Raw genomic sequence first — 14,941 nt, forward strand, 5'->3', positions numbered from 1 at the left:
GCGAGGAGAGTTTAACATGCCAGAGCTGCGCGCCGCCGGCGACCATGGACCCCAAGCGGCGCGGTCCGACATGTCCTCGTCGATGGGTTGGTCGCCGACGAGCTGGCGCTCGAAGCCGATCGAGCAAGTGCCTGTCTATCCGGACCTTGACGCATTGGCCCAGGTCGAGACGCAGCTTGGCAAATTCCCCCCGTTGGTTTTCGCGGGCGAAGCGAGGAAACTGACGCGCGCCTTGGGCGATGTGGCGAACCGCAAGGCATTCCTGCTCCAGGGCGGCGATTGCGCCGAGGCTTTCGAGGAGCATGCGGCCGACAACATCCGCGACTTCTTCCGCGTCTTCTTGCAGATGGCCGTCGTCATGACGTTCGCGGCCGCCTCGCCGGTGGTCAAAGTCGGACGGATCGCGGGCCAGTTTGCCAAGCCGCGCTCGACCCCCAACGAGATCATCGATGGGGTGGAACTGCCGAGCTATCGCGGCGACATCGTCAACGGCATTTCCTTTGACGAAGCCTCCCGCATCCCGGACCCGCAACGTCAACTCGACGCTTATCGGCAGTCGGCTGCGACCCTTAACCTGCTGCGTGCCTTCGCGACCGGCGGCTATGCCAATCTCGAAAACGCCCATCGCTGGATGCTTGGCTTTGTCAAAGATAGCCCCCAGGCCAGCCGCTACGAGGAACTCGCCGGCCGCATCACCGAGACTCTCGGCTTTATGAAGGCGATCGGTCTCGAAGCGGAACGGCATCCCGAGCTTCGCCAAACCGATTTCTACACCTCGCACGAGGCCTTGCTGCTGGGCTATGAACAGGCCCTCACGCGGATCGATTCCACCAGCGGCGACTATTACGCCACTTCGGGACATATGATCTGGATCGGCGATCGGACGCGCCAACTCGGCAACGCGCATGTCGAATATTGCCGCGGCGTCAAAAACCCGATCGGCCTGAAATGCGGTCCGTCGCTGCAGCCCGACGATCTGCTCCGCCTGATCGACGTGCTCAATCCTTCCGACGAAGCTGGCCGCCTGACGCTGATCTGTCGGTTTGGAGCCGACAAGGTGGGTGATCATCTGCCGAAACTGGTTCGCGCGGTGGAAGCGGCGGGGCGCACCGTCGTCTGGTCCTGCGATCCGATGCACGGCAACACGATCAAGACCGCGTCCGGCTACAAGACCCGTCCGTTCGAGCGGGTCATGCAGGAGATCAAGCATTTCTTCGATGTGCATCAGGCCGAGGGAAGCTATGCGGGCGGCGTCCATCTCGAAATGACCGGCAAGAACGTCACCGAATGCACGGGCGGCGCGCGCGCGATTTCGGAAGCGGAACTGCACGATCGCTACCACACCTATTGCGACCCGCGCCTCAACGCCGATCAATCGATCGAAGTGGCGTTCAAGGTCGCGGACCTGCTCAAGGCCGAGCGGGGCAACGCGCAAGACACGAGCCGGGCCGACGCCGCCGAATAGGCGAGCGCAAAGCAATGTCTGACGCTCGTGGTGAGGCGCACCGTTAAGTTGCAGTACTTTTGACCAAGCCTTGCGGCCGTGGTGCTTTGCGTCAGGAGTTCAGTTAGGGGTCGAAGCGCAACGACCCTCGTGTTCGATGCCGAAGTGGACATCGAGCGCGCGTTGTCCGGGGTGGGTGATCGCCACGGCTCTCGACCCCTCGATGGGACGCATCCAGCCTTGCTCGAAACAGGCGTTGAGGAAGGCGGCACCAAGCGTCCCGGTGATGTGCAGACGTCTCTCGCTCCAATCGAGACAGGGACGGCAAAACAGGCGATCCTGTGTGGCGCGGGTGGTCGCCGCATCGACGTCGACCCCGATCGAGCGGAAGAATGCGGTGCCCTCATTGGTCAGATCGCAGCCGCCCTCCATGTCGCCGATGTAGCCGCGCTCGATGAGGCGATCAGCGATGGCGACCGCGACCTCGCCGGCAAGATGGTCGTAACAGCAGCGCGCTCGCCGCATCGCCGCGTCGCGCGGACCGGTCCGAACCTTTCGAGGCCGGAGATAGCCCGGCTCCGACGCCACCGCCATGATGCCTTCGAGCATCGTCGCGACCGTCGATGACGCGAGCCGATGATACCGATGCCGTCCCTGCGGCTGCACCTTCAGCAGACCCGCTTCCGTCAAGCGGCCCAGATGGCCGCTCGTCGTCTGGGGCGTGACGCCCGCGACCTTTGCCAATTCGGCGGCGGTGAGCGCACGTCCATCCATCAGCGCAATCAAGATCGCGATCCGGGCGGGGTCGCCGACAAGCGCCCCAATTTCGGCAATCCCGGTCGTGGTCAGCATCGATCATCTCCAAGCGTGAGGACATTGCGGATTGTCGTCGCATAGTTAATGTCGGTCATGCTTCGGTCACGGCCGAAGCATCGTCGCGTGAGCGCGGTCTACGAACGATTTGGCACTATGCCAAAGGGACCGCTCATGCTCACATGTATCATCCGCTACGACATCGATCCGTTTCGCGTGGACGCTTTCGAGCATTATGCCCGCACGTGGGGACAAGCCATACCGCGCTGCGGGGCCGATCTGATCGGATATTTCGCGCCACATGAAGGATCGACCACAACCGCCTACGGCATCTACAATATCGATGATCTCGCAGCCTATGAAGCCTATCGCGCACGCCTCAAAGACGATCAGCTTGGCCGTGACAATTACGAGTTTGCCAAGCGCGAAAGGTTCATCCTCCGCGAAGATCGATTGTTTCTCCGGTTGGTCTCCGCCCCCCATGCGACGCTTGTGACGCCATGATCGCGGTGATTTTCGAGGTCGAGCTGGCGGAGGACGGACGCCAAGACTATCTGGCTTTGGCGGCGGCGTTGCGCCGCGACCTCGAGGCGATCGATGGATTTCTGTCGGTCGAGCGGTTTCAAAGCGTCTCGGCATCAAACCGGATGGTGTCGCTCTCGTTCTTCCGAGACCAAGAGGCCGTTCGTCGATGGCGGAACTCCAGAGCGCATCGGTCGACGCAGATCCGTGGGCGATCGAGCGTCTTCACCGATTATCGTCTGCGTGTCGCCGAGGTCATCCGCGATTACGGCATGAACGATCGCGACGAGGCGCCGCCCGATAGCCTCCTCGTTCATCCAACGGGCGACACCAAAGCCGAGTGAAGCGAGAGCAGATCGGCGTGGGACGTCAGGTCTGCTTACTCTCCTTGACGTCCATCTCGTTACCGCGCCAGACGAAATCATCCGCCGCCAAGGCGCTGACGAAAATGAGAGGAAGCATCAGGTCACGGATCATCCAGGCAAACGGCGAGGTCCAGGTGAAGCGCCATCCTGCACTCAGGGCGAGTTGGACTTCCGCAGCCAGCCAGATCACCCAGACCAGCAATCCCGCGAGAAGGGGATCGTAACCATTGGCCCAGGCCGCATAGGCGCCTGCCAACAGGCTGAGAAGGGAGCCGGACAAGATCTCGGGCAGAAAGAACATCGGGAAGGTGACGCGGCGAAGTCGTGCCCAGCGCGTCTGGCGCGACCACACCTCGGACAGCTTACGCCGCCCCAAAGGTTGCTCGAAGGGGCTGTCGACGAGCCGAACGCGCAACCCCTTGCGGCGAACCAGCTTGGTGGCGGCCGCATCCTCCGCGATTTCGGCTCCGAGCGCCGTGATGCCTCCCGCAGATTCAAGGATGTCGCGACGCCAAAGCATCGTCTTGCCTTGCGCGAAGCCGAGCCCGATGGCTTCGGCCGCATATTGCCAGCGCGCCTGCAGGCTGTTGAGGAAACCGCATTCGACATCGGCCCAGAACCCATCGGGGTGTGAGCCGATCGGTGTCGAGCAGACCAGCCCCGTGTCCGGACGCCATGCCGCAAGCAGGCGCTGCAGGTAGTCGCCTGGCATCAGCACGTTTGAATCGGCCATGACGATCCAGTCATGAGCGGCCGCGTGCCAACCCTTGGCGACGTTGTTCAGCTTCGGATTGGCATTGATCCAATCATCTCCGATCAGGATGCGGGCCGGTACACCCGGGTTGGCATCGATCAACCGCTTCAGCAGAGGCAGAACAGGATCATCCGCGCGCGCGGCACAGAACAAGACTTCATAATTCGGATAATCAAGATGAAAGCTCGAACCGAGCGTCTCTTCAGCATAATTTTCGAGGCCGCATACCGGACGAACGATGCTGACCGGCGGAGCATCGGCTGGCGCGGCGAGCGGTGTCTTGCGCTCCGGGCAACGATAACGTGCGATGGTCGTGCTTACGACCTGCACGGTCGTCATGATGAAGCAAAACCCAGCCGCACATTGCGCTACCGTCATGGTCCAGTCCGTTATTCAGAGTTAAAGATAATTCATTGGTAGGCTAAAGCTGTATTTGCCTGCACGAAACAATCGTCCAAGTCTAGCGTCAACGCACGGGACACATGATCCGCTAACGTGGTCATCAACAATATTTCGATTGTCTGCGTCGTTTGAGTTACGCCACCGGACTCCAAACGGAGCCGATATCCGGCTTGACATAGAACAAAACAAGAACATACTGCCTGAAAGCAGAGGAGAGACCCATGGTTCGTGCCTTGTTTGAAGACGTGATCGAGCTCGCATGCCTCGCCGCATTCCTGTCTGGCGTGGCAATCTTGGCAAACCCCGGCACCACGGCTTGGATATTTTGAGGGCGAGTCGATCCGGTGTCGGTCGATTAAGCGGCCATCGAGCGATGTTCGGTCGTCAAGCGCATGTCAGCTTTCTGTTGACGAGCCGGCCTAACGCTCGACGCGTCGCCGATCGGCGGTCAAAGTAGTGACCGGCGCCGCGGTGGCGGAACCGGGTTGCCCTTGAAGGATCATGTTTTGGTAGCGGATACGAGCGAGCCTGGTTTCGTGCACCTTCATGTGCATTCGTCGTTTTCCTTGCGCGAAGGCGCGCTGACCATTGGCAAGCTCGCGAAGCTCGCGGCGCAGGATCGTATGCCGGCGCTGGCGATCACGGACAGCAATAACCTGTTCGGCGCGCTCGAGTTTTCTGAGAAATTATCCAAGGAAGGCATTCAGCCGATCGTCGGCCTTCAGATCGTGGTCGATTTCGGCGATGGAGCGGCCGTCGCAGGGCGCTTCGATGTGGCCAAGGCGGGTCGAGGCGCCATCGTCTTGCTCGGTGCTAATGAGGTCGGCTACGCTAATCTCATGCGGATCGCATCGCGGGCCTATCTCGATCCCACGCCCGGCGAGCCGCCGCATGTGAGTTTCCAGCGCCTGTCGGAAAGCCATGCTGGCTTGATCGCGCTGACAGGCGGGCCCTCCGGTCCCATCGATCGGCTGTTCGCCGTCGATCGAGCCGACAATGCGGCACAGAGGCTCGATCGTCTCGTTAATCTCTTCGGCGATGATCGTCTTTACGTGGAACTCCAGCGTCATTCTCTCGACGAGGAGCGACGCGTCGAGCCGCAACTCATCGATCTGGCTTATCGTCGGGACCTGCGCCTCGTCGCCACCAACGAGCCATTCTTCGCCACGCAGGCCGATCATGAGGCCCATGACGCGCTGATCTGCATCTCCGAAGGCGCCGTCCTCGGCACACCAAATCGACGCCAATTGTCGGCGGAGCATCGGTTCAAGACGCGTGCTGAAATGCTGGCGCTCTTCGGCGACCTTCCGGAGGCCACCGCTCATACGGTGGAGATCGCGCAGCGCTGCTCCTACCGGCCGCGAACCCGGAAGCCGATCCTCCCGAACTTCACAGCGCTGAATGGCGAGCCGCTCGACGAAGTGGCGGCCCTGCGCCAGCAGGCCGAGCAGGGTCTCAATGCGCGGCTCGCCAGCCATGGCACCGCGCCCGGCATGAGCGAGGACGTCTACCGCCAGCGGCTCGCGTTTGAACTCGACGTCATCATCAATATGAAGTTTCCGGGCTACTTTCTGATCGTCGCGGATTTCATCAAATGGGCGAAGGCGCATGACATTCCGGTCGGCCCGGGGCGCGGGTCGGGCGCAGGGTCCCTCGTGGCTTATGCGCTGACCGTGACCGACCTCGACCCCCTGCGGTTCGGGCTCTTGTTCGAGCGCTTTCTCAACCCAGAACGCATCTCGATGCCGGATTTCGACATCGACTTTTGCCAGAACCGGCGGGACGAGGTCATTGCCTATGTGCGGCAACGCTACGGGGTGGATCGCGTGGCGCAGATCATTACGTTCGGGTCGTTTTTGGCGCGCGGCGTGCTCCGCAACGTCGGGCGGGTGCTCGAAATGCCGCTGGGGCAGGTCGACAAGCTCGCCAAGCTGGTGCCGCAGAATCCGGCTAACCCGGTGACCTTGGCTCAGGCTGTCGAGAGCGAGCCGCGTCTGCAGGAAGCCGCCGAGACCGAGCCTCGGGTCAAGCGTCTTTTGTCAATCTCGAAGACGCTGGAGGGGCTCTATTCCAATGCCTCGACCCATGCGGCCGGTATCGTGATCGGCGACCGCCCCCTCGACGAGCTCGTGCCGCTCTATCGCGACCCGAAATCCGATATGCCGGCGACGCAGTTCAACATGAAATGGGTCGAGCCGGCCGGTTTGGTGAAATTCGACTTTCTGGGTTTGAAAACCCTGACGGTTCTGCAGACGGCCGTGACACTCATCGCCCAACGCGGCATCAAGGTCGATTTGTCGGCGATCCCGATCGACGATGTCAAAACCTATGCCATGCTCGGACGCGGCGAAACGGTCGGCGTGTTCCAGCTGGAAAGCGTCGGAATGCGAAAAGCCCTGGTCGACATGCGCGCCGATCGGTTCGAGGATCTGATCGCGCTGGTGGCCCTCTATCGGCCGGGTCCGATGGCCAATATCCCGGTCTATTGCGCCCGAAAGCTTGGCGAGGAAGTCGCCGAATATCCGCATCCGAAACTCGAGGCGGTGCTGAAGGAGACGCATGGCGTCATCATCTATCAGGAACAGGTGATGCAAGCGGCCCAGATGCTGTCGGGTTATTCGCTCGGCGAGGCCGATATGCTGCGCCGCGCGATGGGCAAGAAGATCAAGGCCGAGATGGACGCGCAGCGCGATCGCTTCGTGAGCGGTGCTGTCGAGCGCGGCGTCAAGACCGAAACGGCCAATACGATCTTCGATCTTCTGGCCAAATTTGCCGATTACGGCTTCAACAAAAGCCACGCGGCCGCCTATGCCCTGATCGCCTATCAAACCGCTTATCTGAAAGCCAATTATCCAGTCGAGTTCCTCGCCGCCTCGATGACGCTCGATAAAGCCAACACCGACAAGCTGTCAGAATTTCGCAACGAGGCGCGGCGGCTCGGCATCAAGGTTGAACCACCTTCGGTGAACCGGTCCGGTGTCGATTTCGACGTCACGCGGGACGATCCGGCCGCCATCGTCTACGCTTTGTCGGCCATCAAGGGCGCGGGAGAAGGGCAGATCGCCGCCATCGTCGCGGCGCGGGGGAGTAAACGCTTCAGCTCGCTCGCCGATTTTGCGTTGCGGCTGACGTCTCGCGACGTCAACAAAAAGGTGCTCGAGAGCCTTGCGGCCGCCGGCGCCTTCGATGAGTTCGAGACGGATCGGGCGCGCGTCTTTGCCGGAGTGGAACAAGTGCTCGGCATGGCGACGCGTGCGGGCGACGAGCGCCGCGCCGGGCAGAGTGCTTTATTCGGCGCCTCCGACGTCGAAAGCGCCTTCCGCTTACCGCTGGCCGATGCATGGCCCGCCGCCGAACGATTGCGCCGTGAGTTCGATGCAGTTGGATTTTTCCTGTCGGGTCATCCACTCGACGATTACGAAGCCATTCTCAAACGACTCCGCATCCAGCGCTGGGCGGAGTTCTCACGTGCCGTGAAGGGCGGTGCGACGAGCGCGCGCCTTGCTGCGACCGTTCTCGACCGGATGGAGCGCCGGACCAAATCCGGCAACAAGATCGGCATCGTCAATCTGTCGGACGCGTCCGGTCAATATGAAGCGATCATGTTCCAAGAGACCCTGAACGAGCATCGCGACCTGTTCGAAAAGGGGTCTGCCGTGTTGATCACGGTGCAGGCGAGCGCTGAAGGCGACGAGGTGCGGTGCCGCATTCTCACGGCCGAGGGGCTCGATCAAGCGGCTCATCGAGCGCAGAAAGGGCTTCGTATCCACGTGCGGGACGTCGCGCCACTCGCTACGATTGCGAGCCGCCTCGACAAAAAGGGCGATGGCGAGGTCTCATTCGTCGTCATGATGGACGATGGCCTCCGTGAGGTGGAGGTGAAGCTGCCGGGCAAGTTCAGCCTGTCGCCCCTGATGGCTGGCGCCTTGAAGGCGGTGCCGGGCGTCGTCGCTGTCGAAAACGTATGACACAAGTGTCCGAAGACGATCTCATCGCGCGGTTCTTTGCACCGCTGGCCGGGCCAGCCGCGCTGGAGTTACGCGACGATGCTGGGTTGCTGGGGGTGTCGGCAGGGCAGGAGCTCGTCCTCACCAAGGACGCGCTGGTGGCGGGTGTGCATTTTTTCGCCGATGATCCACCGGCCTCGATTGCCCGCAAGGCGCTTCGGGTCAATCTGTCGGATCTCGCGGCGAAGCGGAGCCGCCCGGTCGGATTCCTGCTCGGGCTCGTCCTGCCTGCGGATTGGACGACCGATTGGCTGCAAGCTTTTGCGGAGGGATTGGGCGAAGATGCGGCAAGGTTCGCCTGTCCGCTCATCGGTGGCGACACAGTTTCGACGCCAGGTCCCCTGTGTCTGTCGATCACGGCTTTGGGCGAGGTGCCGGCCGCCGCGATGCTGCGCCGGACGACCGCGCGCCCCGGTGACATCATCTATTGCTCCGGCACGATCGGGGATGCGGCCCTCGGCTTGCGCCTTCGGCAATCGGCGGGTGGCGATTGGACCTCGTCGGTCACTGGGGGGGATCGGGCGCATCTGCTCGACCGATACCTGCATCCGCAGCCTCGGCTCGGTCTTCGCACGGCGCTCCTAGCGGCCCATGCCGGGATGGATGTTTCCGACGGCCTCGTTGGCGACCTGACCAAGATGATGCGCGGGTCCGGCGTCTCGGCCCGTCTCGATCTTGGGCGTCTGCCGCTGTCGAACGCGGCCAAAGCGGCGCTTCGGATCGATGCGGATCTGCTCGAAACCATCGCGACGGGGGGTGACGATTATGAGATCATCGCCACGGTTCCACCGATCGCCGCGAAAGGTTTCGAGGGGGCCGCAGGTCGGGCCGGCATTTTGGTGACGGCGATCGGAGAGGTTCTGAACGGGTCCCATCCGCTCGACATCGTCGGGCCAGGAGGCTCGAGCGTCACCTTCGCCAAGGGGTCTTACAGCCATTATTGACGCCAACTTCGGCGTTTGCTGCAGCCCTTGAACCGCGCGTTCCTACATCGTGATGGAGCGGAACGCGGATGCGGCGGTAGCCGGGTCTGGGGCCGCCATAATGGCGCTCACGACCGCCAGGCCATTGGCACCGGCTTTGAGGATCGATGCTGCAGTGTCCAACGTAATGCCGCCGATCGCTAGAATAGGCTTTGTGGTGCGGCGACGCATCGCGGCAAGGCCCGCGATCCCGATGGGGGAGGCAGCATCGGGCTTGGTCGATTGCGGGAAGATCGGCCCGATGCCGAGATAGTCGGCGCGCGTCGCATCGCTCTCGGCGAGATCGCTGTCCTTGGTAATCGAGAGGCCGATCAAGGCGTTGGGTCCGAGGAGATGGCGCAGCATGTCGATCTCCATATCGTCCTGCCCGACATGAACGCCATCGGCGCCGACCGCCAGCGCGACATCGGCGCGATCGTTGATCAGGAGCGGGATATTGAGCGGCCGCAGCATCGACATCAGCGCGCGAGCCTCGTTGACGAAGGCGCGCGTCGGCGCCGTCTTCTCGCGCAGTTGCACCATGGTGACACCGCCCGCGACGGCGGATCCGACGATGGAGACAAGCCCGCGCGTGCCCGCAAGATCGCGATCGGTGACGAGGCAGAGCCGGTAAATCTCCCGACCGGGCGCCATCACGACAGTTTCAAATCAGACGTGATGGCGGTCGCGTCGAGTGTCGCGAGTTGATCGATCCAAGCGGTTCGGAACGAGCCGGGTCGGGCTGTTTGAGCGGCGGCCCGCTCGCCGGCGATGCCGACGACCGCCAGTGCCGCAACCGCGGCATCGAAGCGATCGGGCTCGATGGCGCAGAACGCGGCCGTAATGGCCGATAGGGAACAGCCGATTGCGGTCACCTGCGTCATCAGGGGAGATCCATTGGCGAGATGCGCCTGGCGGCGTCCGTCGGTAATGAAATCGATCGCGCCGGTCGCGACCACGACACAGCCGACATGTCGGGCAAGCTCGATCGATAGGACTTCCGCCTCGCTGGTCGTATTGGCGCTATCAACACCTTTCGGGCGCGCTGCGGAGAGGCCGAGGCCGCAGGAGGCCGCAACCGCCATGATCTCCGAGGCATTGCCGCGGATGACGGATGGGCCAAGCGGGAGCAGTTGTTGGACGGAGGCGTCGCGGAACCGGGTCGCACCGGCGCCGACCGGATCGAGGACCCACGGCGTTCCGCGTTCATGCGCCACGGTTGCGGCCAGCATCATGGCCGCCACCCAATCCGACGACAGCGTGCCGATGTTGATCGCCAGGGCCTGGATAAGGCGGCCGAAATCGTCGATCTCTTCGGGCGCATGGACCATCGCGGGCGACGCGCCGAGCGCCAGAAGCGCGTTCGCCGCGATGTCCATCGACACATAGTTGGTGATGTTCTGGACCAGGGGGCGACGCTCCCGCAGGCGGTCGAGTGCCTGCCCGATACGGGTTGTCGTCGGGCTCGCGATCGCCTCGGTCGTCATCACTCATCCCTTTGATTGCTCGACGTTTCGGCCGCCATCACGCGTTGCGGTGCTCTTGGCTTTCTGTCACAACTTTCGTGTACGTGCGAGAATAAAGCCGACGCGAATGATCGAGCGGCGCGTACGCCAAGATCAAGGGAATCGACCAAGGAAAAGGGCAATCTCTCAATGAACCCGATTTGGCTTATCTTGTTAGCCGGCTTGCTGGCACTTGTTTACGGCGGCGTGACGATCCGAGACGTGTTGGCGGCCGATGTGGGCAGTCTGCGGATGCAGGAGATCGCCGGCGCTATCGCCGAAGGCGCGCAGGCCTATCTGCGTCGGCAATATCTGACGATCGCGATCGTTGGCGTCGTCATCTTCGCGGGACTGTGGTTCCTTCTCTCCGGTATCGTGGCGATCGGGTTTTTGATCGGCGCCGTCCTGTCGGGTGCGGCAGGGTTCATCGGCATGAATGTGTCGGTCCGTGCGAACCTGCGGACCGCCCAAGCCGCGACCCAGTCGCTGGCGGGTGGGCTGGACATCGCGTTCAAGGCCGGCGCAGTGACGGGCATGCTCGTGGCCGGCTTGGCGCTTCTCGGGGTCGCGGGTTATTTCGCCGTGCTGACCGGCCCGATGGGTCTTGCGATCGATAATCGCGAGGTCACCGACGCGCTTGTGGCGCTCGGGTTCGGAGCATCGCTGATCTCGATCTTTGCGCGTCTCGGCGGCGGCATCTTCACCAAGGGAGCGGATGTCGGGGCGGATCTCGTCGGCAAGGTCGAGGCCGGTATTCCGGAGGACGATCCCCGCAACCCGGCCACCATCGCCGACAACGTCGGGGATAACGTCGGCGATTGCGCCGGCATGGCGGCTGATCTCTTCGAAACCTATGCGGTCACGGTCGTGGCCACGATGGTGCTCGCCTCGATTTTCTTCGCGGGACAGGCGGTGCTGGCCGGCGCCATGGTCTATCCGCTCGCAATTTGCGGCACCTGCATCATCACCTCGATCGCCGGGACCTATTTCGTCAAGCTCGGCGCCAATAATTCGATCATGGGCGCCCTTTACAAGGGGTTGATCGTGACCGGGCTGCTCTCGATCGCCGGACTCGCGATCGCGACGCATTTCATGATCGGTTGGGGCGAAATCGGGACCGTCGCGGGACGTTCCATAACCGGGCTGCATCTGTTCTTCTGCGGCATTCTCGGCCTGGTCGTCACGGGCCTGATCGTTGTGATCACCGAATATTACACCGGCACCGGCAAGCGGCCGGTCGTGTCGATCGCGCAAGCCTCGGTCACGGGCCATGGCACGAACGTGATCCAGGGTCTCGCGGTCTCGCTCGAATCGACCGCGCTGCCGGCCCTGGTGATCGTCGGCGGAATCATCTTCACCTACCAGCTCGCCGGGTTGTTCGGAACCGGGATCGCGGTCACGACGATGTTGGGACTGGCCGGGATGATCGTGGCGCTCGACGCGTTCGGGCCGGTGACCGATAATGCCGGCGGCATCGCCGAAATGGCCGGTCTTCCCAAAGAGGTTCGGCACGCCACCGATGCGCTCGACGCCGTCGGCAACACCACCAAAGCTGTGACCAAAGGTTATGCGATCGGCTCGGCGGGCCTAGGCGCGCTGGTGCTTTTCGCGGCTTACTCGAACGATCTCGCCTTCTTCTCGGCGCACGGCGACACGATCCCGTATTTTAAGGACGTGGGTGTCGTCTCGTTTGATCTCTCCAACCCCTATGTCGTGGCCGGACTGATCTTTGGCGGCATGATCCCCTACCTGTTCGGCGGCATCGCCATGACGGCGGTGGGGCGTGCGGCCGGTTCGGTGGTCGAAGAGGTGCGGCGCCAGTTCCGCGAGAAGCCTGGCATCATGCAAGGGACCGATCGGCCGGACTATGGTCGCGCCGTCGACATGCTGACGCGCGCCGCCATCAAGGAAATGCTCATCCCCTCGTTGCTGCCGGTGCTGGCGCCTCTCGTCGTCTATTTCGGTGTGCTTGCTCTCTCAGGATCGAAAGCCAGCGCTTTTGCGGCGCTCGGGGCGTCGCTGCTCGGCGTCATCGTTAACGGGTTATTCGTCGCCATCTCGATGACGTCCGGCGGCGGGGCGTGGGACAATGCCAAGAAGAGCTTCGAAGACGGGTTCGTCGATAAGGACGGTATCCGCCATTATAAAGGGTCCGAGGCCCATAAGGCATCGGTGACCGGCGATACCGTCGGCGATCCTTACAAGGATACGGCGGGGCCGGCAGTGAATCCGGCCATCAAGATCACCAATATCGTGGCGCTGCTGCTGCTCGCCATCTTGGCGCATTAGGTCCGCGACGCAGAAAAAAACCCACGCGGCCTGGGCTGCGTGGGTTTGTTCGGGGCGGGAGCCTCGGCCCTTAAGGCGAGGCTACCGCGTATGTCTGTGCTAGAAGCGCAGCAGGTTGCGGAAGAGGTTCTTCACGAAGCCCTGCTCGGCACCGCCGGTCGGTGTGGTGCGGCTGATGAAGTCGAACACCTTACCGTCCTGCATCCCGTAATTGGCGATGCGTTCGACCTTCTTCTGCGGTGTGAAATACACCGCCATCACGCGCTGATCCGTGACCTCGGCGGCCGAATAGGCGAGGGGCCGATCGACCTTCTGGCTGATGTAGTACCAGGCGCTGCCACCGATCGTGGAGGTCGTCGACGGCGTTCCAAGGACCACCAGGACCTGCTCGGCCGATGAGCCGACCTTGACTTGATCAAGCGCATGCTGGTCGACGACGTAACCGCGCGCATATTCCCCATCGTAACCGAGGCAGCCGCCGAGTGAGAGACCGAGGACGGCAACGCTCGCCCATCGGGCCAAGCTCGGGAAAGGGAACATGGCTTGTGCCGACCGCACCATTATGGTCTCCGAAGAATGCCGAACCAAGTCACCGATCGTGTTAATATCGGCGGACGGACGCTTTTCTCTTGCATCCAAACCCGCCGTTGCCTAACCCCCGACCACGTCAAAAGCAAGGTGCCACAGGTGATCCTTCGGCAGCATGCTTGAATCTGGATGCCATGTCGTTTTTGTTCAATCGAGGCCGCGCTGCATCGAATCGCAAGATCATCGATCGGCTGAACGACGACATCATCGCGGCCGTCCGCAACCCAGTTTTCTATCAATCGGGCGACGTCCCAGACACGTTCAATGGCCGGTTCGAACTGCTCGTCTTGCATCTCGCCCTTGTGGTTCGTCGCTTGGGCGTCCTTGAAGATCCGGCGCCCGCGATGGGGCAGGATCTGATCGACACCGTTTTCCGGTATCTCGATCCGGCGATGCGCGAGCTTGGGGTCGGCGACATGGCGGTGCCAAAGCGGATGAAGAAACTGGCCGAAGCCTTTCTCGGGCGATCGGTGGCTTATGACCTGGCTTTACGGGCGACCGATGGAAGCTTGGCCGACGCCCTGTCGCGCAATGTCCACGGTGGCGTGCGGACGGCCGATGCGATGTCGCGTTACGTTCGTGCATCCGCCGCTGCCTTGGATGCGCTGGATTCCACTGCTTTCCTCAACCACGGGGTCGCATTTCCGGACCCTGTCCCGTTTTTCGTTCCAAGTGGCGCGTGATCATGTCCGAAGCAAATCCCGTCCCCTTGTCGGCTGGCCCGACCTTGATCGACAGTCTGGGCAGTGCCGGCTTGCGGGTGGTTCAGACCGCAACCGCAGAGGAGCGCTCCGAGTTGGCGCGGCTCAACGGTTTGGTCGACATCACGTCGTTGACCGCGACCTTGCTGGTACGGGCCGAGGGGCGCGGCGGGGCTTGGGTGACCGGCAGCGTCGTTGCCACCATCGTCCAGACCTGCGTGATCAGCCTCGACTCGTTCGAGACGAATGTCGTCGAGCCGGTGGATGTCCACTTCCTCCCGGAAGCGGATCTCGACGCCTATCGCGCCGCGCTGTTGAAGCGGGGGCCCGATCCTGCCGAGGACGAGCAGGAAGAGGACGAGCCTGATCTTCTTATCAATGGTCGGATCGATCTTGGCGCGCTGACCGCGGAGGCCTTGACGCTCGGACTCGATCCCTACCCAAAGAAGCCCGGCGTCGAATTCAAGGAACTAAGCCCGCCCGAGCCGGACGTTTCACCCTTCGCGGCCTTGAAATCGCTTGATCTTCGGAAGAGCTAGGCGGCTTGGACCGAACATTGTCCTTGCCAATCGGCCCGGCTCTATGGTCT

Annotated in this window: 13 protein-coding genes; 8 read left to right on the top strand and 5 right to left on the bottom strand. The window is 62.4% G+C overall.

Features of this window, described 5'->3' with window-relative positions; all coding sequences use genetic code 11:
• Window positions 1–82 precede the first annotated feature (82 nt).
• The gene (locus tag LGH83_RS02065; protein WP_227401693.1) at window positions 83–1,465 is read left to right on the top strand and encodes a class II 3-deoxy-7-phosphoheptulonate synthase; all 1,383 of its coding nucleotides are present in this window, start codon (window positions 83–85) and stop codon (window positions 1,463–1,465) included.
• Window positions 1,466–1,564: 99 nt separating this feature from the next.
• On the opposite strand, the gene LGH83_RS02070 is transcribed toward LGH83_RS02065, so the two are convergent.
• A complete protein-coding gene (locus LGH83_RS02070; RefSeq protein ID WP_227400426.1) occupies window positions 1,565–2,296 on the bottom strand; it encodes an ArsR/SmtB family transcription factor in 732 nt (243 codons plus the stop codon).
• 135 nt (window positions 2,297–2,431) lie between these two features.
• On the opposite strand from LGH83_RS02070, the gene LGH83_RS02075 reads away from it, so the two are divergent.
• The gene (locus LGH83_RS02075) at window positions 2,432–2,761 is read left to right on the top strand and encodes an NIPSNAP family protein (protein ID WP_227400427.1); all 330 of its coding nucleotides are present in this window, start codon (window positions 2,432–2,434) and stop codon (window positions 2,759–2,761) included.
• Window positions 2,758–3,123 (top strand): antibiotic biosynthesis monooxygenase family protein, encoded by a 366-nt coding sequence (locus LGH83_RS02080; protein ID WP_227400428.1) that lies wholly within the window; start codon window positions 2,758–2,760, stop codon window positions 3,121–3,123. Before LGH83_RS02075 ends, LGH83_RS02080 begins: the two co-directional genes overlap by 4 nt.
• A 25-nt stretch (window positions 3,124–3,148) precedes the next feature.
• On the opposite strand, the gene LGH83_RS02085 is transcribed toward LGH83_RS02080, so the two are convergent.
• Window positions 3,149–4,276 (bottom strand): ceramide glucosyltransferase, encoded by a 1,128-nt coding sequence (locus tag LGH83_RS02085; protein WP_227400429.1) that lies wholly within the window; start codon window positions 4,274–4,276, stop codon window positions 3,149–3,151.
• Window positions 4,277–4,806: 530 nt separating this feature from the next.
• Between LGH83_RS02085 and dnaE the strand changes: the two genes are divergently transcribed.
• Together dnaE and thiL are read left to right on the top strand one after the other, a co-directional pair.
• On the top strand, window positions 4,807–8,268 hold the full coding sequence (dnaE, locus tag LGH83_RS02090; RefSeq protein WP_227400430.1) for a DNA polymerase III subunit alpha: 3,462 nt from the start codon (window positions 4,807–4,809) through the stop codon (window positions 8,266–8,268).
• A complete protein-coding gene (thiL, locus tag LGH83_RS02095; RefSeq protein WP_227400431.1) occupies window positions 8,265–9,251 on the top strand; it encodes a thiamine-phosphate kinase in 987 nt (328 codons plus the stop codon). Before dnaE ends, thiL begins: the two co-directional genes overlap by 4 nt.
• Window positions 9,252–9,293: 42 nt before the next feature.
• Here thiL and thiE read toward each other — a convergent pair whose 3' ends face one another.
• Both thiE and thiM read right to left on the bottom strand, forming a co-directional pair.
• Entirely contained in the window at window positions 9,294–9,923 is a 630-nt protein-coding gene (gene thiE / locus LGH83_RS02100) for a thiamine phosphate synthase (protein WP_227401694.1), read from the bottom strand.
• Window positions 9,923–10,756, bottom strand: a complete 834-nt coding sequence (gene thiM, locus LGH83_RS02105; RefSeq protein WP_227400432.1) for a hydroxyethylthiazole kinase — start codon at window positions 10,754–10,756, stop codon at window positions 9,923–9,925. Before thiM ends, thiE begins: the two co-directional genes overlap by 1 nt.
• Before the next feature lie 168 nt (window positions 10,757–10,924).
• Between thiM and LGH83_RS02110 the strand changes: the two genes are divergently transcribed.
• Window positions 10,925–13,063: a sodium-translocating pyrophosphatase gene (locus LGH83_RS02110; protein ID WP_227400433.1), complete on the top strand. Its 2,139-nt coding sequence runs from the start codon at window positions 10,925–10,927 to the stop codon at window positions 13,061–13,063.
• A 99-nt stretch (window positions 13,064–13,162) separates the two neighbouring features.
• Here LGH83_RS02110 and LGH83_RS02115 read toward each other — a convergent pair whose 3' ends face one another.
• On the bottom strand, window positions 13,163–13,624 hold the full coding sequence (locus tag LGH83_RS02115; protein WP_227400434.1) for an outer membrane protein assembly factor BamE: 462 nt from the start codon (window positions 13,622–13,624) through the stop codon (window positions 13,163–13,165).
• Between the two features lie 161 nt (window positions 13,625–13,785).
• Between LGH83_RS02115 and LGH83_RS02120 the strand changes: the two genes are divergently transcribed.
• Entirely contained in the window at window positions 13,786–14,334 is a 549-nt protein-coding gene (locus LGH83_RS02120; protein WP_227400435.1) for a ubiquinol-cytochrome C chaperone family protein, read from the top strand.
• A gap of 2 nt (window positions 14,335–14,336) precedes the next feature.
• Complete coding sequence (locus tag LGH83_RS02125) at window positions 14,337–14,891, top strand: YceD family protein (protein WP_131116272.1); 555 nt, start codon at window positions 14,337–14,339, stop codon at window positions 14,889–14,891.
• Window positions 14,892–14,941 lie beyond the last annotated feature (50 nt).

Origin of the sequence: Lichenihabitans sp. PAMC28606 (assembly GCF_020616535.1) — a bacterium.
In the GTDB taxonomy this organism is placed as follows: Bacteria; Pseudomonadota; Alphaproteobacteria; order Rhizobiales; family Beijerinckiaceae; genus Lichenihabitans; species Lichenihabitans psoromatis.